General features: G+C 72.2%; 19 protein-coding genes. 14 read left to right on the forward strand and 5 right to left on the reverse strand.

What is annotated here, in order from left to right; all coding sequences use genetic code 11:
* Window positions 1-97 precede the first annotated feature (97 nt).
* From ACZ7LS_RS17720 to ACZ7LS_RS17730, 3 genes are read right to left on the reverse strand one after another with little or no spacing between them, the layout of a single operon-like run.
* The gene (locus ACZ7LS_RS17720; RefSeq protein ID WP_382515801.1) at window positions 98-559 is read right to left on the reverse strand and encodes a response regulator; all 462 of its coding nucleotides are present in this window, start codon (window positions 557-559) and stop codon (window positions 98-100) included.
* Complete coding sequence (locus ACZ7LS_RS17725) at window positions 556-2,277, reverse strand: sensor histidine kinase (RefSeq protein ID WP_382665243.1); 1,722 nt, start codon at window positions 2,275-2,277, stop codon at window positions 556-558. The genes ACZ7LS_RS17720 and ACZ7LS_RS17725 overlap by 4 nt, the downstream gene beginning before the upstream one ends.
* Window positions 2,271-3,704, reverse strand: coding sequence for a PP2C family protein-serine/threonine phosphatase (locus ACZ7LS_RS17730; RefSeq protein ID WP_382665244.1), 1,434 nt, complete (start codon window positions 3,702-3,704; stop codon window positions 2,271-2,273). The genes ACZ7LS_RS17725 and ACZ7LS_RS17730 overlap by 7 nt, the downstream gene beginning before the upstream one ends.
* A gap of 156 nt (window positions 3,705-3,860) precedes the next feature.
* Here ACZ7LS_RS17730 and ACZ7LS_RS17735 point away from each other — a divergent pair, with 156 nt between their 5' ends.
* On the forward strand, window positions 3,861-4,166 hold the full coding sequence (locus tag ACZ7LS_RS17735; protein ID WP_382515793.1) for an STAS domain-containing protein: 306 nt from the start codon (window positions 3,861-3,863) through the stop codon (window positions 4,164-4,166).
* 9 nt (window positions 4,167-4,175) lie between these two features.
* On the opposite strand, the gene nhaA is transcribed toward ACZ7LS_RS17735, so the two are convergent.
* Complete coding sequence (nhaA, locus tag ACZ7LS_RS17740; protein WP_385132801.1) at window positions 4,176-6,011, reverse strand: Na+/H+ antiporter NhaA; 1,836 nt, start codon at window positions 6,009-6,011, stop codon at window positions 4,176-4,178.
* Window positions 6,012-6,128: 117 nt separating this feature from the next.
* A complete protein-coding gene (locus ACZ7LS_RS17745; protein WP_382515790.1) occupies window positions 6,129-6,842 on the reverse strand; it encodes a GntR family transcriptional regulator in 714 nt (237 codons plus the stop codon).
* A gap of 103 nt (window positions 6,843-6,945) precedes the next feature.
* Between ACZ7LS_RS17745 and ACZ7LS_RS17750 the strand changes: the two genes are divergently transcribed.
* The 13 genes from ACZ7LS_RS17750 (at window position 6,946) to ACZ7LS_RS17810 (ending at window position 21,938) form a co-directional block, all read left to right on the forward strand.
* On the forward strand, window positions 6,946-8,280 hold the full coding sequence (locus ACZ7LS_RS17750) for an MFS transporter (protein ID WP_385132712.1): 1,335 nt from the start codon (window positions 6,946-6,948) through the stop codon (window positions 8,278-8,280).
* Window position 8,281: 1 nt separating this feature from the next.
* Complete coding sequence (locus tag ACZ7LS_RS17755) at window positions 8,282-9,646, forward strand: acyclic terpene utilization AtuA family protein (protein ID WP_385132714.1); 1,365 nt, start codon at window positions 8,282-8,284, stop codon at window positions 9,644-9,646.
* 2 nt (window positions 9,647-9,648) lie between these two features.
* Window positions 9,649-9,975: a DUF4387 domain-containing protein gene (locus ACZ7LS_RS17760; RefSeq protein WP_382515783.1), complete on the forward strand. Its 327-nt coding sequence runs from the start codon at window positions 9,649-9,651 to the stop codon at window positions 9,973-9,975.
* A 151-nt stretch (window positions 9,976-10,126) separates the two neighbouring features.
* A complete protein-coding gene (locus tag ACZ7LS_RS17765) occupies window positions 10,127-12,406 on the forward strand; it encodes an MMPL family transporter (protein ID WP_385132718.1) in 2,280 nt (759 codons plus the stop codon).
* On the forward strand, window positions 12,403-13,104 hold the full coding sequence (locus ACZ7LS_RS17770) for a response regulator transcription factor (RefSeq protein ID WP_385132721.1): 702 nt from the start codon (window positions 12,403-12,405) through the stop codon (window positions 13,102-13,104). The genes ACZ7LS_RS17765 and ACZ7LS_RS17770 overlap by 4 nt, the downstream gene beginning before the upstream one ends.
* A complete protein-coding gene (locus tag ACZ7LS_RS17775) occupies window positions 13,101-14,552 on the forward strand; it encodes a sensor histidine kinase (RefSeq protein WP_382515775.1) in 1,452 nt (483 codons plus the stop codon). Before ACZ7LS_RS17770 ends, ACZ7LS_RS17775 begins: the two co-directional genes overlap by 4 nt.
* A 112-nt stretch (window positions 14,553-14,664) precedes the next feature.
* Window positions 14,665-15,870: a CaiB/BaiF CoA transferase family protein gene (locus ACZ7LS_RS17780; RefSeq protein ID WP_385132724.1), complete on the forward strand. Its 1,206-nt coding sequence runs from the start codon at window positions 14,665-14,667 to the stop codon at window positions 15,868-15,870.
* A gap of 204 nt (window positions 15,871-16,074) precedes the next feature.
* Entirely contained in the window at window positions 16,075-16,209 is a 135-nt protein-coding gene (locus ACZ7LS_RS17785; protein WP_382515769.1) for a Dickkopf N-terminal cysteine-rich domain-containing protein, read from the forward strand.
* Window positions 16,210-16,499: 290 nt separating this feature from the next.
* Window positions 16,500-16,760, forward strand: a complete 261-nt coding sequence (locus ACZ7LS_RS17790; protein ID WP_382515766.1) for a hypothetical protein — start codon at window positions 16,500-16,502, stop codon at window positions 16,758-16,760.
* Window positions 16,754-18,229 (forward strand): hypothetical protein, encoded by a 1,476-nt coding sequence (locus tag ACZ7LS_RS17795; RefSeq protein WP_385132727.1) that lies wholly within the window; start codon window positions 16,754-16,756, stop codon window positions 18,227-18,229. Before ACZ7LS_RS17790 ends, ACZ7LS_RS17795 begins: the two co-directional genes overlap by 7 nt.
* Window positions 18,230-18,301: 72 nt before the next feature.
* Entirely contained in the window at window positions 18,302-18,577 is a 276-nt protein-coding gene (gene adfB / locus ACZ7LS_RS17800) for an actinodefensin-associated protein B (RefSeq protein ID WP_382515761.1), read from the forward strand.
* Window positions 18,578-18,652: 75 nt separating this feature from the next.
* Window positions 18,653-19,471, forward strand: a complete 819-nt coding sequence (locus tag ACZ7LS_RS17805) for a hypothetical protein (RefSeq protein WP_385132729.1) — start codon at window positions 18,653-18,655, stop codon at window positions 19,469-19,471.
* The gene (locus tag ACZ7LS_RS17810) at window positions 19,461-21,938 is read left to right on the forward strand and encodes a S9 family peptidase (RefSeq protein ID WP_385132732.1); all 2,478 of its coding nucleotides are present in this window, start codon (window positions 19,461-19,463) and stop codon (window positions 21,936-21,938) included. Before ACZ7LS_RS17805 ends, ACZ7LS_RS17810 begins: the two co-directional genes overlap by 11 nt.
* The last annotated feature ends 2 nt before the right edge of the window (window positions 21,939-21,940 follow it).

Genomic DNA, 21,940 nt, shown 5'->3' on the forward strand with positions numbered 1-21,940 from the left:
TCTTCCCCGCGCACCTGTGAGGGCGGTCGGGGCCCCCTTCTGGATTCCCTTATGCCCCCACACGCCGTCGGTATGCTCACCGGTTCCGTGAAGGCTGTCACGTACGTCCGGGCAGCCGCACCACGCTCACGAAGAACTCGTCGATCTGCCGGACCGCCGCGATGAACTGATCCAGGTCGACCGGCTTGGTCACATACGCGTTGGCGTGCAGTTTGTAGCTGCGGAGGATGTCCTCCTCGGCGGAGGACGTGGTCAGTACGACGACGGGGATGTGCGCGAGGTCGGGATCCGTCTTGATCCGCTCCAGCACCTGGCGTCCGTCGTACTTCGGCAGATTGAGGTCGAGCAGGACGAGATCCGGCCGTGGCGCGTTCTCGTGTCCACCGCGCCGGTACAGGAAGTCGAGGGCCTCCTCCCCGTCGCGTGCCACGTGGAGGTTGTTGCGGATCTTGTTGTCCTCGAATGCCTCACGGGTCATCAGCTCGTCGCCCGCGTCGTCCTCCACGAGGAGGACCTCGATCGGCTGTACGGAGGCGTGCGGTCCGCTCGTGGTGTTCATGAGGTGGCTCCCGGTGGGGTGGTCGCTGGTACGTCGCCGTCACCGGCCCGCTCGTCCGCGGACAGCTCGGGGTTCCGTGACTCTTTCCGTTCTCCTTCGGGGCTCGGCTCCTCCGGCTTCTCCGTCCCCGTTGTCACCGGTTCCCCGGATTCGCCGGTTCCTTCGACGACGGGCAGCGTGAAAGCGATACGCGTGCCCTCCTCCGGCCCCGGATCCAGCCGGATCCGGCCGCCGTGGAACTCGACGATCTTGCGCGAGAGCGCGAGACCGATGCCGGTTCCCTCGTACTCGTCCCTGGCGTGGAGCCGCTGGAAGATGACGAAGACCTTCTCGGCGAACTCGGGCGCGACACCGATGCCGTTGTCCGAGACGGTCAGCTGCCACATGTCGCCGTCGCGTGCGCATCCGATGGTGATCCGGGGGGGTACGTCGGGCCTGCGGAACTTGATCGCGTTGCCCACCAGGTTCTGCCAGAGCATGGTGAGTGTGGTCGGATCGCCGGTCACCTCGGGCAGCGGGCCGTCCCGTACGACCGTGACGTCCTCCTCCTCGATCGCCAGGGCCAGATTGGCCAGCGCGCGGTCCAGGGACGCGTCGAGCCGCACGGTCCGCCACGTGTCATGGACCCGTCCCACCCGGGAGAAGGTGAGCAGATCGTTGATCAGCACCTGCATGCGCTTGGCGCCGTCGACCGCGAAGTCGATGTACTGCTTGCCGCGGCCGTCCAGCTGATCGCCGTAGCGCTTCTCCAGCAGCTGGCAGAAGGAGGCGACCTTCCGCAGCGGCTCCTGGAGGTCGTGCGAGGCGACATACGCGAACTGCTCCAGCTCGGAGTTCGAGCGGCGCAGTTCCTCGGCCTGTTCCGCGAGCAGGGCCTCTCGCGTGCGCGTCGCGGCGATCTCGTCGGCCAGGCGCGCGCGCATGTCCTCGACTGCGGCGCCCACGGCACGGAGATCGGAGGGGCCTCCGACCTGGATGCGCCGGTCGAACGCCCCGTCGCGTACGCCGTCGGACGCGGTCCGCAGGGCGTTCAGCGGCCGGCCGACCATGTGGTGCAGTACGAGGGCGAGGCCCACCACCGCCAGGACGAAGACGGCCAGGATCGCGGCGAACACGGCGTCGCGCAGCGAACGGGCGTCGTTGAGCTCCGCCCGCGCCTGGTCCCTGGCCGTGTCGAGATGGCTCTGCTGTATGGCGAAGAGATCACGCAGTTCGTCGAACCGTTCCTTGCTCCGCGTCACCCGGTCCGCGGAGGCCGCCTCGGCGCCCCGTGTCCGTACGGACGCGATGAGCGGTTCGGCCGCCTCGCGCCGCCACCTTTCCGCGGCGTGGGTGATGCGGGCGAGGTCCGCGTTCAGCCGGGAGTCGGACGCCAGGATGGAGTCGATACGCCGGGTGAACGTCCGCTCGTCCCGGCGGCCCTGCTCGTACGGCGTGAGGAAGGACGGATCGGCGGTCAGCGCGAAGCCGCGCACGCCGGTCTCCTGGTCCAGCAGGGACTTCTGCAGCTGGAACGCGGTGGAGCGGGCGGGCTGGATATGGTCGACGATCTCATTGGTGCGGTCGTTCGTCCTGGACAGCAGTACCCCGCCGATGAAGGTGCAGCCGCACACCACCAGCACCAGGGCCGCCAGAATCAGCCGCATCCAGCCCTGCACCGACAGCCGGGCGCTCGTATCACGCCATACCGGGGGCCGGCGGGGGGTCGTACTCACCATGTCGTACTCGCTCTCCCTGTTTCGCCCCAGCCCAGGTGGAGGACGGCCACATCGTCCGCGAGCCCGCCGTACGGGGCCGCGCCCTCGGCGGCCTCCTCGATCAGTGTGTCCACGAAGGCGTTCGCCGGCAGCGCGCTGTGCCGCCCGGCCAGTGCGAGCAGGCCGTCCTCCCCGAGCCTGGTCGAGGGACCCGTACGCCCTTCGAACAGGCCGTCGGTGAAGACCACCACCTGGCCGCCGGGCGGCAGCGGAAGCGCGGTCTCGGTCCAGCTTCCCGTGCCCGGCAGCAGTCCGAGCGCCATGCCGACGGGCGGCTCCTCCCAGCGGACCTCGCCTCGATGCCGTACGAGCAGACCGGGGTGGCCCGCGCGCACGACCCGCACCTCACGGCCACCGGGCGGGAAGACGAGGGAGGTGACCGTGGTGAAGAGATGGTGGTCGGACCGTTCGGCGACGAGGATCTCCTCCAGAAGCGGGACCAGGTCCTGCGGCTCGGTCCCGCACAGTACGGCCGTACGCCAGGCGACCCGCAGACAGACCCCGAGGGCCGCTTCCGCCGCGCCGTGCCCCGAAACGTCCCCTATCACCGCGTGCACCGTGCCGTCCTCGGTCTGGACGACGTCGTAGAAGTCACCGCTCAGCAGACCGTGGGCACGTCCGGGCTCGTACCGGGCGATCACCTCGAAGTCGTCTCCGCGCAGCAGCGGAACGGGCAGCAGCCCGCGTTCGAGCCGGGCGTTCTCCTTGGCCATCAGCTCGTTCGCGCGCAGTGCGGCGGTCGCCTGTTCGACCTGCTTGCGCTGGAGGGCGTAGCGGACGGCCCTGCCCAGCGCCTCCGGGTCGATCCGCCCCTTGACGAGATAGTCCTGCGCGCCGGTGGCCACGGCCGCGAGCCCCGTTTCGCCCTCGGCCATGCCGGTGAGAACCACGATGGCGGCGTCCGGGGACGTGCGGAGGATACGGGTGACGGCATCGACGCCGTGCACGTCGGGCAGATGCAGATCGAGCAGGACGCAGACGGGGGTGGTGCGGCCGGCGAGGAAGCGCTGTCCCTCGGCCAGTGACTGGCACCAGGTGAAAGAGGAGTCGAGATCGCTGTCGGTGAGCATCTCCTCGACGAGCAGCGCGTCGCCCGCGTCGTCCTCCACGAGCAGGATCTCCGCGTCGACGGACCAGAGGGAGTCGCGTGCGACGGCGGCGGCGCTCTGTGACACGTCGGGGGGCGGCGGGGGCGTGGAGACTATCCCGGCGGTACGACGGCCCCGCGCGGTACGCGCGGTACGCGCCGACAGGCCCACGGGCAACTCGACCACACTCCACCCCCTCACCCGGCGACGCCGTTCGACCAGCGCCGTTCCGGCGGGAAGCATATGCGACAACCGGCGGGCCGATCCGCGCCGCACCTCCGCGGTGGTGTGCTGCTCCATGGACAAACGCCAGGTCAGGACAGGTTCACTCGCGGATGGATCGATCCCGCCTGGAAAGGATTGCGCCCCGCGCTCCGGGGGAGGACCGTTGCGTACGACCACGGTGCTGGGCCGCAGTGCCGAGAATCACCTCGCCAGGACGCCCGGTATGCCCCTATGACCTCTTCTCCTCCTGATCCGCTGACCATCATCGTCACCACCCCCCGGTCCGACACGGTCGAGGTCAGGCTCGACGGCGCGATGGACGACGAGACCTCGTACGAAGTGGTGGACACCGTACGGCAGCTGCTGCGTACCCACCGGGGCGTGAGCCGGCTGGAGCTGCACTGCGACCCCGCCATGACGGGCGACTCCACGAGTCTGGCCGCGCTGCTGATCATCAGACGTCTCGCGGAGGCCGATGACGTACGCCTCATCCTTACCGGGCGTCAGCCGCCGGCCGGCGAGGGCGGGCCCGGCTGACCGGCCGGGTCAGGGAGGCCCGGCCAGGACGGACCGGGCCTTCGCGGCGCGTACGGCGGCGGTGAGGGCGTCGATGTCGTACGCGCCCTGGTGGCGTCGTCCGTTGACGAAGAACGTGGGAGTGCCCGACACACCGCTGGTATCGGCGCTCTCGACATCCTCGGCGACCCGCGCGGACCCCTTGTGCGACCGCAAATCCCGGTGGAACCGGCCGGTGTCCAGCCCGAGCTCCTCCGCGTAGCCGAGCAGATCGGCGGGGCGCAGCGCGTCCTGGCGGCCGAGCAGCAGATCGTGCATCTCCCAGAAGGCGCCCTGTTCCGCCGCTGCCGCGGCGGCCTCCGCGGCGAGCTGGGCGTTCGGGTGGACGTCGTTGAGCGGGAGATGCCGCCAGACGTACCGGACGTCCCCGAAATCGGCGAGCAGTTCGCGGATGACCGGCTCGGCCAGCCCGCAGTACGGGCATTCGAAATCGCCGTACTCGACCACGGTCACCGGTGCCTCGCGGGGTCCGCGCACATGGTCGCGGTCCGGGTCCACCGGTTCGGAGAGATCGACGATCTCCTCGGCGCTGCCGAGCAGGGCCCGGATCCGGCGCTGCCGTGGCAGCGCTCCGATGACGCGCGTGACGAGCCAGGTGGCGGCGAACGCGCAGATCACCGCGGCGAGAATGCCGATCTTGGCCTGCTCCAGCTGTTCGCTGTCGAAGGCGAGGGTGGCGATCAGCAGCGAGACCGTGAAGCCGACACCGGCGAGGGTGCCGCCTGCGGCGATGGCGCCCCAGCCGACCGGCGGGCGCAGCCGGCCGTGGCTCAGCCGGGTCGTCAGCAGTGAGGCGCCGAGGATGCCGAGGGGCTTGCCCAGTACGAAGCCGCACAGGATGCCGAGGGTGATCGGCGACTCGAAGGCCCGCGCCAGCTGGGTTCCGTCGAGGGTGATACCGGCGTTGGCGAGCGCGAACACGGGCACGATCACATAGCTCGTCCAGGGGTGGTACATCCGCTGGAGCCGTTCGTTCGGAGAGATCGCCGAGGCGATCCCGAGCCGCGCCGTCCGTTCCAGCTCCGGTGTCGGCTGTTCGCGGAAGAGCCGGAACAGTCCGCTCGCCCGCTCCAGATCGCTGCGCGAGGCGGGGTACGCGAACGTCACCAGTCCCATCGCCAGACCGGTGACGACCGGGTCGACCCCGGACTCCAGCATCGCCACCCAGATGGCCACCGCCAGCACGCCGTACACCACGCCCCGGCGCACGCCCCAGGTGCGCAGCAGCAGGACGAGCCCGAAGATCAGCACGGCCACGATCAGCGCGGTCATATGGACGCGTCCGCTGTAGGCGACCGCGATCACGGCGAGCGCCACGAAGTCGTCCACGACGGCGACGGTCAGGATGAAGACCCGCAGCCCGCGCGGCAGCCGCCTGCCGAAGACGGCGAGCATGCCCAGCGCGAACGCCGTGTCCGTGGACATGGCGGCGCCCCAGCCGTGCACCGAGGCGTGTCCGGCGTTGAAGGCGAGGAAGATGGCGACCGGTACGAGCATGCCGCTGACGCCGGCGAGCATCGGGAGCGTGACCCGTTTCCGTTCGCGCAGTTCCCCCATGTCGAACTCGCGGCGGGCCTCCAGGCCGACGACGAAGAAGAACAGCGTCATGAGTCCGCTGTTCACCCACTCGCGCAGCCCCAGCGAGATCCCCGCGGAGCCGATTCGGACCGAGAGCGCCGTCCGCCAGAACGCCTCGTACGTACCCGGACCGGTGTTGGCCCAGACGAGCGCGGCGAGGGCCGCGGCGAGCAGGACGGCCGCGCTGCCCGTCTCCGTGCGCAGGAAGTCGCGCAACGGGGTGCGCATCTCGTCGCCGCGTTCGGTCTGGCCGGAGAGATTCGAGGGCGCCGGGTCCACAGTCACCTCGCCATTCTCCTGCGGCCCCGGCGCGACGGCCCGCCGGGAAAGCGGGGCCCGCCCGGCTCAGTCCCGCGGCGCGCGCAGGCCGGCCAGGGCCGTCGCCACATGGTGCTGCGCCAGCTCTTCGGCGGCCGCGCTGTCGTGGGCGCGCAGTGCCTGGACGAGACGGCGGTGCTGGAGGTAGCGGTCCTGCGCGCCGAACTCCGCGCTGTCCAGCCGCTCCAGGGTGCGTTCGACGCGCTCCTGCGGGGTGAAGACCCGGGTCCGGGCGAGCAGCCCGGTCAGTACGGGGTTGCCGCACGCCTTCTCAAGCGCGGCGTCGAAGGAGCGCAGGACAGCCATCAGCGCGCGTACCTGTGACGCGACGGAGAGCCCCGCTCCATGGCGCTGGTCGATCGTGACCGCGATCTCGTCGGCCTCGTCCAGCAGGGCGTCCAGGCCGTCCAGTTGCGCGTCGGTCGCCTTCGTGGCGGCGAAGCGCGCCACGAGGCCGCGCAGCGCGGCCTCGACCTCGGAGATCTCCTCGGGCGTGGAGGGGGCGATCTCCGCGACGCGGAGAGTGCGTGGCCCGGTCCGCTCGACGAGACGGTCCTGCTCAAGCCGGCGCAGCGCTTCCCGTACGGGTGTGGGGCTGACGGACAGCATGGCGGCGAGGCCGCGCTCCGTGATGCGCGCCCCCCGCTCCAGCTCCCCCACCGCGATGGCGTCCCGCAGAGCGGCGTACGCGCGGTCGGCCAGTGTTTCGTTCTTCAGCTCGCCGAGGACCTTGACCACCATGCCCGCGATGCTACACGATCCCGGCATCGCACATAGCAAAATTAACCTCTGCGCAACTTGCTATAGCATCGATCCATGAGATCAACCCTCTCCGGGAGCTTTCATGCCGAGCCGCACCCCTCCCGTCTCCCTCACCGGCCGGACACCCTTCAGCTGGCGGGTACCCGCCCTGATATCACTGGCCGTCTTCGCCCAGGAGTCCACCTGGAACTTCTATGACGCGCAGGTACCGCCCCTGCTCAGGAATCATGTCTCCAGCGCGGCCCTGATCGGGCTGCTGATGGGCCTGGACAACGTCCTCGGCATCTTCGTCCAGCCGTGGATGGGCAGCCGGTCCGACCGCACCCGCACCCGATGGGGCCGGCGGATCCCCTACATCGTGGCCGGGACGCCGGTCGCGGCCGTGCTGTTCATGGCCCTTCCGTTCACCACCTCGTTCCCGGCGCTGGTGACGGTGATGTTCCTGTACGCGCTGGTCGCCAACAGCTACAAACCCGTGGCCGAGGCGCTGATGCCGGACTTCGTCGCCGCCGAACACCGCAGCAAGGCCAACGCGCTCACCAGAATCGCGGCCAGTCTGACGATCGTCGTCTCCTCGCTGGTGAGCGTCCTGCTCGTGGACCACGATCTGAAGCTGGCGTTCGCGGTCCCGGCGCTGCTGATGATCGCGGCCGTCGGCGTTCTCGTACTGACCGTCAAGGAACGGCGCGCGCCCGCCTATCAGGAAGCGGTCGCGGACAGCGCCGCGCCTGACGGCCCGCCATCGGCCCGGCTGCGCGATGTGCTGGGCGAGTTGCTGCGCGACCGCGACCGCAGCCGGGTGTGGATGCTCACCGTCGTGTTCCTCGTGGCCGGTGCCTGGGCCGCCTCACGGGCCCTGATGACCCCGTACGGCACGGAGGTCCTCGGGCTCACCAAGGGCCGGGCCGGCGGGCTCGGGCTGCCGGGCGGGATCGCGTTCATCATCGCGGCGTTTCCCGTCGCCCTGCTCGCGGGACGGGTGGGCCGGCTCCGGCTCATCCGCTGGGGACTGGTGCTGTTCATCGCCGCGATGGTGCTGGGCGTCGTGGTCCGTACACCGCTCGGGACGAGCGCGGCCGTCGTGCTCGGGGCCGTCGGCTACGCCACGTTCTCGGTCAACGCCGTCGTCGTGCTGTGGGATCTCGCCCCGTCCCGCAGGGTCCTGGGTACCTACACGGCGCTGTACGGCGTCGGCAACGCCACCGGCTCCGCTCTCGGCCCGGCCCTGGTCGGCTTGCTCGTCGACCTGACCGGCTGGGCGTATCTCCTGCTCGATGTCGCGATCGTCGCGGCGCTGGCGCTCTTCGCCCTCACCCGAATCAGCCGCATCGGCCGTACCGGCCATGAGCGCGCGGCCCCGGACGCCCCGGACGTTCCCGCCTCGTCACCTCCCCCTTCTCCGACAGAGAGCCACTGACATGGAATTCCGTATCCTCGCGCCCACCGGAGTCCTCGGCGCGGGTTTCGACGCGGACGCCTTCCGGCGCGGCGTCGCCGCCCGTCCGCAGGTGATCGCCTGTGACGCCGGGTCGACCGACAGCGGACCCGCGGCCCTCGGATCCGGGGTGCCGAAGCTGTCGGCAGAGGCGGTCGTACGCGATCTGCGGCTGCTGCTGAAAGCCCGTCAGGAGCTGGGCGTGCCGCTGATCATCGGCTCGTGCGGGACCAGCGGGCGCGACACCGGTGTGGACTGGACCGCCGGGCTGCTGCGCCGGATCGCCGCCGAGGAGGGCCTGCGCTTCACCCTCGGCCTGATCTACTCCGACCAGCCGGCGGACCGTCTCCAGGAGCTGTGGGACGCCGGACGGATCCGTGCCCTGCCGCACGCGCCCGCCGTCGACCGCGACACCTTCGGGCTGGGGCCCGTCGTCGCCATGATGGGCGTCGAGCCCATCCAGCGGGCGCTGCGCGAGGGGTGCGACGTGATCCTCGCCGGACGGGCCAGTGACACCGCGCTGTTCGCCGCGTATCCCCATCTGCACGGCGCCGCCCCCGGGCCGGCCTGGCACGCGGCCAAGACCGTCGAATGCGGCGCCGCCTGTGCCGTACCGCCGTCCGCCAACGGGCTGCTGGTCCGTCTCCGTGACGATCACTTCGAAGTCGAGACGCTGCTGCCCGGCACCCGGCTCACACCGCGCTCGGTCGCCGCTCACACCCTGTACGAGAACGCCGACCCGTATCTGATCACCGAACCGTCCGGGGTCCTGGACACCACCCATGCCCGCTACACGGCCGTCGACGAGCGCACCGTACGGGTCGCCGGGGCGCTCTACCACCCGTCGCCGGAGTACACCGTCAAGCTGGAGGGCGCCCAACTGGTCGGCCATCAGACCGTGATGATCGGCGGGATCCGCGACAAGGTCGTCATCGACCGGCTCCCCGAGCTGCTGCCCCTGGCCCGCGCCTACTTCGACGCCAAGATCCTGGACGTGTTCGTCGGCCGGATCGACCCGGCCGACGTCGACATCGACTACCGGCTCTACGGCGCCGGGGCGGTCCTCGGCGCGCGGGAGCCCGCGGTCCTGGCCCCCGCCGAACTCGGCGTGCTGATCACGGTGACCGCACCGGACCAGAGCACCGCGCACGCGGTGAGCACCTTCGTCGCGCACGCCAGTTCCCATCTGCCCATTCCCGAGTACGACGGAATGGTCAGCACCATCGCCTACCCGTTCTCGCCGCCCGAGATGGACCGGGGGCCGCTGTACCGCTTCACCCTCAACCATGTCGCGGTCGGGGTCGGCCCCACCGAACTGTTCCGCACCACGACCGAGGAGATCGGATAACGATGGCCACCCTGCTCGACTACTGCTCCCTGGTCCGCTCCAAGAACGCCGGACCGTTCACCCTCACCTTCGACTTCATGTGCCACGACGAGCACACCTACCGGTCGCTGGTGGCTCTCGACGTGCTCACCACCGCGCTGTTCGCCGACCTGTTCGGCACCGACGCCTCAGAGGTCCGGGTCATCGCGCACCCGCTCGCCCTCGCCGTCAAGGTGTCGCTGCCGAGGCCCACCGTCCAGGGCAGCACGCACGACTCGGACTGCTACGCCGGTCAGCAGTACGCGCCGCTGATGGCGATGAAGCTGCCGGATCCCGGCCGTCCGGTGTGACGCCGGCTGTGACGGCCGGGCGCGACGGCCACGACCGTCAAGCAATCGTCAGGCTGCGGTGAGGGGTGCCGTCAACCGGCCGTCCTTTGATGAGGACGTCTTCTGCTGAGGACGTCCTCCCCCTCCCCACCCCCGGAAAGAGGCTGTGACCATGGCTTCCCTGCTCCATCGTTGGGGCGCGTTCGCGGCGCGCAACTGCCGTGCCGTGCCGGCCGCGTGGCTGTTCCTCATCGCCGCGACAGCGGCCCTGGGGCTCACGTTCTCCGGCACCTTCGAGTCGAGCTCGGACATCCCCGGCTCCACCGCGCAGAGCGCGCTGGAGAGGATGGACCGCCACTTCGGCGCCTCCGGCCGGCAGTCCGCGCGGATCGTCTTCGAAGCGCCCGCGGGCACCTCGCTGGAGACCCCGGCGAAGGCCGACGCCCTCCAGCGCACACTCACCGCCGCCGCGACCGTCCCCGGGGTGGCCTCGGTCAGCGATCCGGCCCGTACGGGGACCGTCTCCGAGGACGGGCGGACGGCCGTGGCCCAGGTCGAGTTCTCGGTGCCGAAGGACACCGACGTCGGTGCGGCGCGGCTGAACGCGCTGGAGGACACCGCCGCGGGCAGTCGCGCCGCCGGAATCGACGTGGTCTTCGGCGGCGACGCCTACAAGCGGTCCAGCGCTCCGGTCGGACCGATGGAGGGGGCCGGTGTGCTGGTCGCGCTGGCCGTCCTCGCCGTCACGTTCGGGTCGCTGCTCGCGGCGGGCATGCCCCTGATCACCGCCCTGGCCTCGGTCGTGGCCAGTATGGCGGGGCTGATGGGGCTGTCCTCCGTGGCCGGGATCTCGGACAAGGCGCCCACGCTGGCGGTGATGCTGGGGCTGGCCGTGGGCATCGACTACGCCCTGTTCATCGTCTCGCGCCACCGTACGGAACTGGCCCGGGGCCGCGGCGTCCAGGAGGCGGCGGCCCACGCCACCGCGACGGCCGGCGGCGCCGTGGCCTTCGCCGGGCTGACCGTGATCATCGCGCTGGCCGGTCTGACGGTCGCCGGGGTACCGGTGCTCACCTCCATGGGCCTCAGCGCCGCGGCGGCGGTGGCCGTCGCGGTCGCCATGTCGCTGGGGCTGCTGCCGGCTCTGCTGGCGCTGGCCGGCGAACGGCTCCGGCCCGGCCCCCGCTCGCGGGCCGCGCAAAGGATCCGGCACGCCGCCGCTCCCGGCGGCCGGCCCACGGCGGGCGCCCGCTGGGTCGGGGCCGTCGTACGCCGTCCCTGGCCGGCGGTGGTCACGGTCACCCTGGGGCTCGCGGTCCTCGCGCTCCCCGCCACGCGCCTCCAGCTGGCCCTGAGCGACGACGGCGGCGAACCGCGCGGCACGGCGGCGCGCCAGAGCTACGACCGGATCAGCGAGGCGTTCGGCCCCGGTGCCAACGGTCCCCTGGTGGTCCTGGTGACCGGCGCGCCCTCCGGCACGCTGAAGCCGACCGGTGCCGACGTCGCCGAACAGATCGCCGCCGTACCGGGCATCGCGAGCGTCGGCCCCGCCGACTACTCACCCGACGGCGCCGCCGCGCGGGTGCGGGTCATCCCGGAGACCGGCCCCCGCGATCCGGCCACCGGCGAACTGGTCACCCGGCTCCAGGAGCGCACCGCTCCGATCGCCGCCCGGACGGGCAGCGACATCGCGGTGACCGGCCAGACGGCCGTCAGTATCGAGGTCTCCGCCAAACTCAGCGGCGCGCTGCTGCCGTTCGGGGCCGTGGTGGCCGGACTCTCGCTGCTGCTCCTGATGGCCGCCTTCCGCTCCCTCGCCATTCCCGTCAAGGCCACGATCGGCTTCCTGCTGTCGGTGGGCGCCTCGTTCGGCGTGATCGTCGCCGTATTCCAGTGGGGGTGGCTCGCCGACACCCTCGGGGTGCCCGCGACGGGGCCGGTCGCCAGCTTCGTCCCGATCATCGTGATGGCCGTACTGTTCGGTCTGGCCATGGACTACGAGGTCTTCCTCGTCTCGGCCGTCCGCGAGGAGTACGTCAGGACCCGGCGGGCGCGCGCGGCCATCACCGGCGGGGCCCGGCACGCCTCCCGGGTGGTCACCGCCGCCGCGCTGATCATGGTCGCGGTCTTCGCGAGCTTCCTGTTCACCCATGACGCCACGATCATGCCGATCGCCCTCGCGCTGGCCGTCGGCGTACTCATCGACGCCTTCGCCGTACGGATGACGCTGGTCCCGGCCGTGCTGGCGCTGCTCGGCGACCGCGCCTGGTGGCTGCCCCGCCGTCTGAACGCCTGGCTGCCCGATCTCGATGTCGAGGGCGCGCGGCTCGACGACGCGGCGCCGGGAACGGCCGTACCGCGGCTTCGCCCGGTGGCCGAACCGGCGTTCCCGGTACCGGACCACACCGCCGCCCAGGACGTACCGGCCCTCACCCAGGACGTCTCGCCATGAGCACCCCGGACACGGTCCTCGTCGTGGACGACGACGCCGGCATCCGCGATCTGCTGACCTCGGCCCTGCGCTACGCGGGCTTCGACGTCCACCTCGCCCGCGATGTGCCCGAGGCCCTGGCCGGGCTCTCCCGGCACGCTCCCGACGCCATCGTCCTCGACGTGGGCCTGCCCGGGGGCGGGGACGGCTTCGACGTCCTCCAGCTGATCCGTTCGCGCGGAGTCACCACCCCGGTGCTGTTCCTGACCTCCAGGGACGCCGTCGAGGACCGTGTCCGGGGCCTGCGCCTCGGTGGCGACGACTACGTCACCAAACCCTTCAGCGTGGTGGAGGTCGGGGCCCGCCTCCAGGCCCTCATCCGCCGCTCGCGCGGCACCGCGAGCGCCGTCGACGACGGCATCCTGCGCTACGCCGATCTCGAACTCGACGCGCGCCGGTACACCGTCCACCGCGCCGGCGACCGGGTCGACCTGTCCCCCACCGAATTCCGGCTGCTGCGCTTCCTCCTCAGCCACCCCGGGCATGTGATGACCAGATCCCAGATCCTCGAAGCCGTCTGGCAGTACGACTTCGGCGGTGACTCCGTCGTCGTCGAGCGCTTCATCTCCAACCTGCGGCGCAAACTCGACCAGGGGCGTGAACCGCTGCTGCACACCGTCCGCGGTATCGGTTACAGCCTGCGCCGCCCCGCCGGATGAAGAGACCCGCGTGGCTCCCCACGCTCGCGTCCCGGCGGCCGGCCACCCTTCGCGGGCGGCTCCTCGTCGGCGTCATCGTCCTGCTGGCCGCCGGGCTCGTCGGCAACTCCACCGTCAGCGCCCTGACGCTGCGCGACTATCTGCGGCACCGCGCGGAAGTCACCCTGAGCGAAGCCGGCGACCGCGTCCACCGGATGCTGGACGGACAGCCCCAGACGGTCAACGGCGGGCAACTGGCCGCCCTCGTCGAGCCGATCCTCGGCATCACGGTCATCAGCGTCGACGGCACCGTGGCCGTGCAGGCCGGGACAGGCGTCCCCGGCACGATCAACGAGCTGACAGCGGGACGGCTCGACCAGACCGTCTCCTTCACCGACACCGAAACCCTCCCCGACCTGATCGCCCTGCGCATCCCCACCGCCGGACTGACCGTCGACACGGGCGAACAGCGGGTGGCGGCCTCCGCCGTCATCCTCACCATGAGAACGGACATCGACCGGATCACCGTCGCGGACTTCGTCTCGGGGCAGGCCACCACCGTCGGTCTCACGCTGGTCCTGGGCGGCGCCACCGCGCTGCTCATCCTGAAGATCGGGCTGCGCCCTCTGGGCCGGATGGCCGACACCGCGGACGCCATCGCGTCCGGAGCCCTGGACCAACGGCTCCCCACGCACGGGAAACACACCGAGACGGCCCGTCTGGCCATCGCCGTCAACCACGCGTTCGACGCCCAGGCCCGCGCGGAGAGCAACATCCGCGCCTTCGCCGCCGACGCCTCCCACGAGCTGCGCACCCCGCTGGCCACCATCTCCGGCTGGCTGGACCTCTACCACCAGGGCGGTCTGACCACCGGTGCCGAGCTGAACCGGGCGCTGGAACGGGTCGACGGCGAGGTCGGCAGAATGCGGCTCCTCGTCGAGGAGTTGTCGCTGCTCGCCCGTCTCGACGCCGGCCGGCCGCTGGAGACAGGGGAGGTGGACCTGCGGAGCCTCGCCACCGATGTCGTCCAGGACGCCGGTGTCGTCGCCCCGGACCGGGCCATTCACCTCCACGCGCCCCTGCCGGTCCTGGTCACCGGTGACCGGCCCCGGCTCCAGCAGGTCCTGCACAACCTCGTCGGCAACGCGATCCAGCACACCCCGCCCGGCAGCGCCATCCATGTCGCCGTCGGGCGGACCGGATCCCGCGCGACCATCGATGTCGTCGACCGGGGCCCCGGTATCCCGCCGGAGGACCTCGCGCGGGTCTTCGACCGCTTCTGGCGGGCGGACCCCGGCCGGGGCCGCGCCCACGGCGGCTCAGGACTCGGGCTGGCCATCGTTCGCGCCATCGTCCACGCCCACCACGGAAGTGTGGACGTCAGGTCCCGGGCCGGTGCCGGCACGACCGTCACGGTCACACTGCCCGTCACCTCGCCCGCGGCCGACACGGCCCACGTCTCCGTGTGAGGCGGAATCACGGGAGAAAACGGGACGGAGGAGGACGATCGTAGGGTCTCCCCGCCCCCGGGGCGGATCCACGCGGGCGGCCACCGCCCGGCCTCGTTCGAAAGGACCTCCCGTGCTCCCACTGGACGGCATCACCGTGATCTCTGTCGAGCAGGCGGTCGCCGCGCCGTTCGCCACCCGTCAGCTCGCCGACCTGGGCGCCCGGGTCATCAAGGTGGAGCGGCCGGGGACCGGCGACTTCGCCCGTGGCTACGACGAGACGGTCCGGGGCATGTCCAGCCACTTCGTCTGGCTCAACCGCGGCAAGGAGTCCATCGCGCTCGATCTGAAGCGGCCCGAGGACGCCTCCGTGCTCCGGCGGCTCATCGGCCGGGCCGATGTGTTCGTACAGAACCTCGCCCCGGGCGCGGCGGGCCGGCTGGGCCTGGACGCCACGACGCTCGCCGGCGCCCACCCCCGGCTCGTCGTGTGCGCCATCTCCGGCTACGGAACCGGCGGCCCCTACACGGACCGGAAGGCGTACGACCTGCTGGTGCAGTGCGAGTCCGGGGCGATGTCGATGACGGGCACGGCGGAGGTGCCGGCGAAGATCGGTATCCCGGTCGCCGACATCGCCGCCGCGATGTACGCGTACAGCGGCATCCTCACGGCGCTCTACGAACGCGAACGCACCGGCCGGGGAAGCGCCCTCGAAGTGTCGATGCTGGAGGCGCTCGGCGAGTGGATGGGGTACCCCGGCTACTTCACCCGCTACGGCGGCGCGCAGCCGCCGCGTTCGGGCGCCGAGCACGCCGCCATCGCCCCCTACGGTCCGTACGCGACGCGCGACGGCGTACGCGTCTTCCTCGGTGTCCAGAACGAGCGCGAGTGGGAGGACTTCTGCGCGCGGGTCCTGGACGCGCCCCGCCTCGCCTCCGACCCGCGGTTCGCGCGGAACTCCCTGCGGGTGGAGAACCGCGACGCGCTGCGCACCCGCATCGAGGAACGCTTCGCCGCCCTGAGCGCCGACGAGGCCGAGCGGCGTCTCGAAGCGGCCCGCATCGCCCATGCCCGGCTGCGCGACGTGGCGGAGTTCGCGGAGCACCCGCAGCTCGCCGCCCGGAACCGCTGGCGCGTGGTGGACTCGCCCGTGGGCCCGCTCGACGCGCTCCTGCCGCCCGTCACCGTCGCGGGCAGGGAGCCCAGGATGGGGCGCGTACCGGCCCTGGACGCGGACCGCGAGCGCATCCTGGCCGAGCTCAACTCGGCGGCGACACGCCAGGGCGCCACCCAGGGCGCCACCCAGGACGCCTCTCAGGCCGTCTCTCAGGGCGCCTGACGCGAGGTATTCCTTTCAACTCCCTTGAAATGTTTGCGAAATACTTCTTCCCGTGCGGTGGACACGGAATGCAAAAAGCGCCTTGAACCCGCTGGACGACTATGGTTCCGTCTTTTCCGACTGGCCGACCAGTCATCCAAGAAACCGAAGTTGGGAGAGGTCATGTCTGTGACGTCACTTTCCGAACGGCTTTCCGGAAACGGCTTGCAGCAGCACGTGCACAGCGAGACGACCGCCGTCGAAGAGGCCTGCGTTCCGCGCTACGAGTCCTGTGCCTGGGACTCGCAGTGCTGCCACGGCCTGATCTGCGAATGGTTCCACTGCTACCTGCAGGGCTGATGCCCGGCCGCGGCTGATGCCCGGCCGCGGGTGAGCGGTGCCTCCGCCGGGCCGGCGCGCGCCGAGAGGTGTCGCGTACGGCCCCGGCGGGGGCGGCAGGGCCCGTTTTCTCCAATCCTTCGACCGAGAAGAAACCGGGGGCGACTGACATCATGTGGAAACTCTGGAAATCCGCTCGGGCGGCACGGGAATTCCTGGAGTCGTCCCGGCGCGAGGGCGGCGCCTACTCGCTCGACTGGCCTCCCGTGCGGGGCCGGGTCAGGAATTCATCGCGAGGAGCCGCGCGCGCCGTGGCCCGTCTGCGGATGGCCGAGCGGCTTTCCGTCGGATTCCTCGACCCGGTGGAGGACGCGCTGTTCATCACGGCGGGGCTGCGCGGCCTCGGTTACCGGGCCTCGTTCCATCTGGGCAGGGAGACGGCGCCGTTGGTGGCCCCCGGCGGGTTCTACGCGTGGGCGCAGTGCGGCGGCACGGTCCTGACGACCTCGCTGCCCGTACGGGAGGAGTACACCGAGGTGCTCCGCACCGGTGAGGAGGCGACGGCATGCTGAACACAGTGGCCGTGACCGATGGGGAGTGGTGTCCGCTGAGCCGGGACGAGCCCCGCGGACCCGCCGTCTACTACCGCGTCCGCCACGGCGGTCTGGAGTGGAGCCACGACCCGGCCGACTTCCTGACCGGCGGGGAGCGGCCCGTACCCGAGCCGGGCACGCTGCTGGCGCTGGTGCACGGCCTGGCCCCGCCGCCGGACGCCACCCCGCTGCCGGGGGTACGCCGGCTGGCGCTGGGGACGCGGGTACGTGTCGACGCCGGGGGCGTCACCGTCAGCCGGCGACGGCCCGTACTGCCCACCGGGACCACGGATCTCACCTGGGCGGTCGCCGAAGTGCTGCGCGGACTGCCCGAGGCGTACGGGCCCGAGGGGTACGGGATCGCCTACAGCGGCGGACTGTCGTCGGCCTTTCTCGCGGTGGCCGCTCTTTCGGCGGGGCACCGCCCGCGCTTGCTGCACGCGGACCTCGGTCTGCCGGGACGGCGCCATGTCCCACCCCCTGTAGGCGATTTGACCGTGCGTCATATCCCGGTCGATGTGTTCGAGCTACTGGATCACCACAGCGTCCCCACCGGAGGGCTGATGCCACCGCTGCCGGACCTGGAGTTCCCGCGCCGGCTCACCGCCCGGCTGGCCGGCGTCGCGGGCGGCGGCCCCCTCGTCGCGGGCACGCTCCTGGAGGACCTGGTCTCGGCCAGGCTGCCGGAGGCCGGCAGGGGACCACGCGACTGGCGCCTGCTGACGTGCGAGCCCTTCCATCTCGTGGGCACGCTGCCGTCGTTGAGCGAGGCGACCGCCCTGCTGGAGCAGGGTGTCGTCCACAACGCGGCCGACGGCGCGGGAAACGGGGCGGGGGCGGGGACCGGGCACGGCGGCCAGGACGCCCAGTCCGTCGACGGGCCGCCACCCCCGCCCCCGCTGGGCCGACGGGATCTGCCCGGCATGACACCCAAGGGACGGGTGGCGCTCCAGACCGTCCAGCAGGCGTCGTTGTCGGTGTGGAAGGACCATCTGGACTTCCTGGGGCCTCTGTTGGGACGGGCCGACGCGGGGATGACCGAGCGCGTACCCGGCGACCACGAGGGGCTCGTACTCCCCGCGCTCGACCCGGGCGTCCTCGGAGCGGTGGAGACGCTGCCGACGGACCGTCTCGGCCGCATCGCGGGCGGCGTCTTCCGTAACCACCAGCCGCTCGTCCGGGCCGTGGCCGGGCACCGGGTACGCGGACTGCGACGCGCCTCGTCCTCCTTCGATCTGCGCCTCGCCGCCGCTGCCTACCTGCACCGCGAGAGCGACAAGATCATCGCCGAACTGGAGCGCGCGTGCGCGCTGGCCGACCTCGGGCTGATCGATGTGGCGGTCGTGAGCGGCCTGCTCCGCGAAGGGCCCGGCCGGGCCGATCACGCGCTGCCACTGCTCAGGCTGCTGTGGATCGACCAGTGGCTGCTGCATTCGACCCCTGGCTGACGGGCCGTGCCCGAAGAGCACCCCTAGTCGACGGGCCGTGCCCGAAGGACCACGACTGAAGGGCTGACCACCATGGCCACGACACCCCCTCCCGCGCCGTCCGTTCCGCCGTACCTCTCCGTCGCTCTCGCGCCGGGCGTCCGGCTGACCGGGCTGCCGTTCGGCGGCGCCGTGCTCATCAACGAGCGCACCCTCGCGCTCGCCGAGTGCGCCGAACACGACGCCGGACTCCTCCAACGCCTCCTGGCGAAGGGCCGGTTCGACGCGGACGACCCCGACGTGCCGCGCCTGGCGCGCCATCTCCTGGAGACCCGGTGGCTGGTCGTCACCGGCGCCCCGGCCGCATGACCGCGTGACGGCGTAGCCGAACGACCGTGTGACCGAACGACCGTGTGACCGAACGACGATGTGAAGTGAGGTTCCATGTCCTCCCGACTTCCGCAGGCCGCTCTCGCCGCACAGGCCGCACTCGCCGCGCTGGCCGGTCCGCTGCTGGCCGGCGGCGCCGCGAAGGTCCTCACGCCCGCCGACCGGCTGGCCTGGCCCTACCGCTCCGCCGCGCTGCGCGCCCCGCACGGCCCGCGTCTGGCCGGCGGCGCCGAGCTGGGCGCGGCAGCCGCCCTGGTGCTGCTGCCGGGCCGGGCGGCGCCCGCCGCCGCGCTGGTGACGTACGGCGCGCTGACCGTCGTGGCCCAGTCACTGCGCGGCCAACGCTGCGCCTGTTTCGGCGCGGCCCGGCTGGCCACGGTCGGCCGGTCGCACGTCGGCGCCAACGCGCTCGCCGCCACGGCCGCGGCGGTCCTGATGACCGCGGACCTCCCCGCACGGCCCCGGCTGCGCGGTGTCGCCGCCGTGGCCGCGGCGGCCGTGACCGCCACCGCCGTACTCGTCGCCGACCGGCGCCGCGCCACGGCCGAGGCGGCGGCGGAGCGGGCGGTGGAGCACTCCGCCGAGCCGGTCGACGGCGTACAGCTGTACGTCTCGGACAACTGTCCCGCCTGCCGGGCGCTGAAGCAGCTCCTGGGCACGATGGAGCCGGTGCGCCGGGCCCGGGTCGAGACCACGGTGGTGAGCAGCGGCAGCGAACTTCCTCCGGAGATGGCCGACATGTCCGTGCCCTGTGCCACGGCGCTCGACGCGGCGGGCCGGCCGGTACGGGCCCCGGTGTCCGGCATCGGTGCGGTGAAGGCGCTCATCGACACCATCACGATCACCTCTTCGGAACCGGCACATGCCGCCTGAGCCGCTTTCCGTGGTGGACGTACGGCCCCGGGCCGTGGATGTGCGGCCCCGGGCGGTGGACGTACGGCCTGGGCCGCGTACCGCGACCATCCCCGGCGCCACGGGCGACGGCGAAGCGGACACCGTGGAGATGCGGCCCGATCTGACGGCGTACGCGCTGCTCAGCGCCCCTGCCCGACCCTCCCTGTCCGACTACGGCCCCGCGACGGTCCACTGGCGGAATCTGTCGGTGGACCCCGACCTCACCGGCCTCGCGCCGAGCCGTTCCCGGCACGCGCGGATCGCGCTGGGGCGTGACGGCGATCGGCGGCTGTGGTCGCTGCCCCTGCGGACGCTGCCGGCGGCGGGACTGGCCTGGCACCCGACGCTCCCGCTGGTCGCGGGCCTGCTTCAGCGGGGCCGTGCGGTGCACCCGTGGACCGCCGACTACGCGGCCCGGCGTGTCATGGTCCACGAGCGGGTACGCGCCGCGCTGTCGCTGACTCCGCACGGGGCCGGTCGCCGCTGCCTCGCGTGGTGCGGTGACGGCGAGCTGGCGCTGCTGACGCCTCCTTCACCGCCGCCCCCGGCGCACCCGACGCGAGCACCGGCGCCCGGTGCGGCTGAGGTTCGGGGGCCGGTGGTGTGCGAGGCGTCGGGGCCCGGCCATGTCGTCTTCCTGCCCGGCCTCGCCGAGCTGGCGGGCCTCGCCGCCGTCACCGTCTCCGTACTGAACCCGGCCACGGGCGCCCTCCGCGTCCTGGACGCTCCCGCGCCCCTGCTCGTCGGCGGGCTGGAGCCGTCACCGACCGGTCGGCGCCTGCTCGTCGACCAGGTTGTCGGCACGGACGATTCCGTCCGGCAGACGGATGACGCGCTGCGCTGGTCGCGGGCCGTCGTACGGACGGACCTCGCGGTCTCCGACGGGTGGTCGGAGGTGCCGCGGACGGCGTGCTGGTCCGGGATCGGGGGCGGGAACAGGGACGGCCATGGGGGCGGCGACAGGGACGACACGATCGCCGTCGGCGCGCCGGTCCGGGGCGGGACGGTCATCGATCTGCGCACACTCCAGCCGGAGTCAGGGCCGGAGTCAGGGCCGGAGTCAGGGCCAGGGCCGGGGTCGGAGTCAGGGCCGGGGTCGGGGCCGTCCGGCCGTCCGGCCACGCGGCTGACGGTCTCTCACGATCCCGGGGAGGCACCGCTGTGGTGGCGGTGTCTCGCCTCGGACGATGAGCCCCTGGTCATCAGCCGCCACCGTCACGGCCTTCGGCTGACCACCCGGCACACCACGCGCCGCGTACCCCTCCCACCGGAGATCCCGTGCCCCGGCGGCCGGACGCGCCTGGGCCCCTGGGCCGCCGCGTACGCCGGCGCCGACGGCGTCGACGTAATCGTCCTGGAGTACGCGGCCGACGGGCGTGCGGGCCTGCTCGTCGTCGACCCCGGGCGGGGAACGGCGCGCGGGGTGCCCGTTCCCCCCGTACGCGAGGAGGACGACGGCTCGCCCGTACGCTGCTGGGCCGCCGTGCTGGACGGTCGGCCGCAGCTCACCGTCCAGCACGGGAGCCGCCTCGGTCTCCGCCGGTACGCGCTGCGCGGGGACCGTCTCGAACCTGTCGGCGGCCCGTGGCCTCTCCCCGCGCGGCACGTACGCCGCGACCGGCCCATGTCCACGCCCGGTACCGCGCTCTTCCCGGTGTCCGAGCCCGACGGCCCCCGTCTGCTGCCCGTCACGCCAGGCGTCGACGGGCCGCAACTGCTCTGGATCCATGCCCGCGAGTACGGAAGTCCACCGACGCCGGCGTACGCGCATCCGTCGCTGAGCGGCACCGAAGCGCCCACAGCCGTACTCGACCTCCCGCTGCGCTGGCCCGCCGACGTCCGCCCGGCCGACCTCCACCAGCAGATCACCGGCGCGGTCGACGCCGCCACGCACGCGCTGCGCGAGGAGCTGGGTCGTACGGGGCCGGTCGTCGTGGGCGGCCACAGCTTCGCCGCCACCCTCGCCCTCTACGCGCTCGCGCACCGCCCCGGGCTGGCCGGCGCCATCGCCCACAGCGGCGCTTACAACCGGACGCTCACCCCGGACGGTTTCCAGTACGAACGGCGCACCTACTGGCAGGCGCCGGATGTCTACCGGGCCTTCAGCGCCCTGGACTTCGCCGAGCGCCTGGACCGGCCGGTACTGCTCGTGCACGGCTGCGAGGACACGAACCCGGCCACCCCGCCCGACCAGGCGGTGGCCCTGTACCGGGCCGTCGTCGCCACGGGCGGCCACGCGCGGCTCCTGTTGCTGCCGTACGAAGGGCACACCTTCCGCCACCGGGAGAGCCTCGACACCGTCGCCCGCGAGCACGATGCCTGGCTGCTCGCGCGCTCCGCCCCCGCCTCGCGCAGCCGTAGTCGTCGCCATGGCGACGGCCGTGGCTCCGGCTGTGGCCCCAGCGCTGACCGGCGCCGTACGACGGACACTTCGGAAAGGACCTGACC

This window comes from Streptomyces sp. NPDC039430, from assembly GCF_055639435.1.

Coding starts and splice junctions, on each gene's coding strand:
- ACZ7LS_RS17765 (WP_385132718.1), top strand. CDS start 10,127: ATGGCTTCCCTGCTCCATCGTTGGGGCGCGTTCGCGGCGCGCAACTGC.
- ACZ7LS_RS17720 (WP_382515801.1), bottom strand. CDS start 559: ATGAACACCACGAGCGGACCGCACGCCTCCGTACAGCCGATCGAGGTC.
- nhaA (WP_385132801.1), bottom strand. CDS start 6,011: ATGCGCACCCCGTTGCGCGACTTCCTGCGCACGGAGACGGGCAGCGCG.
- adfB (WP_382515761.1), top strand. CDS start 18,302: ATGGCCACGACACCCCCTCCCGCGCCGTCCGTTCCGCCGTACCTCTCC.
- ACZ7LS_RS17775 (WP_382515775.1), top strand. CDS start 13,101: ATGAAGAGACCCGCGTGGCTCCCCACGCTCGCGTCCCGGCGGCCGGCC.
- ACZ7LS_RS17745 (WP_382515790.1), bottom strand. CDS start 6,842: ATGGTGGTCAAGGTCCTCGGCGAGCTGAAGAACGAAACACTGGCCGAC.
- ACZ7LS_RS17770 (WP_385132721.1), top strand. CDS start 12,403: ATGAGCACCCCGGACACGGTCCTCGTCGTGGACGACGACGCCGGCATC.
- ACZ7LS_RS17725 (WP_382665243.1), bottom strand. CDS start 2,277: ATGGTGAGTACGACCCCCCGCCGGCCCCCGGTATGGCGTGATACGAGC.
- ACZ7LS_RS17735 (WP_382515793.1), top strand. CDS start 3,861: ATGACCTCTTCTCCTCCTGATCCGCTGACCATCATCGTCACCACCCCC.
- ACZ7LS_RS17810 (WP_385132732.1), top strand. CDS start 19,461: ATGCCGCCTGAGCCGCTTTCCGTGGTGGACGTACGGCCCCGGGCCGTG.
- ACZ7LS_RS17755 (WP_385132714.1), top strand. CDS start 8,282: ATGGAATTCCGTATCCTCGCGCCCACCGGAGTCCTCGGCGCGGGTTTC.
- ACZ7LS_RS17805 (WP_385132729.1), top strand. CDS start 18,653: ATGTCCTCCCGACTTCCGCAGGCCGCTCTCGCCGCACAGGCCGCACTC.
- ACZ7LS_RS17795 (WP_385132727.1), top strand. CDS start 16,754: ATGCTGAACACAGTGGCCGTGACCGATGGGGAGTGGTGTCCGCTGAGC.
- ACZ7LS_RS17730 (WP_382665244.1), bottom strand. CDS start 3,704: ATGGAGCAGCACACCACCGCGGAGGTGCGGCGCGGATCGGCCCGCCGG.
- ACZ7LS_RS17760 (WP_382515783.1), top strand. CDS start 9,649: ATGGCCACCCTGCTCGACTACTGCTCCCTGGTCCGCTCCAAGAACGCC.
- ACZ7LS_RS17750 (WP_385132712.1), top strand. CDS start 6,946: ATGCCGAGCCGCACCCCTCCCGTCTCCCTCACCGGCCGGACACCCTTC.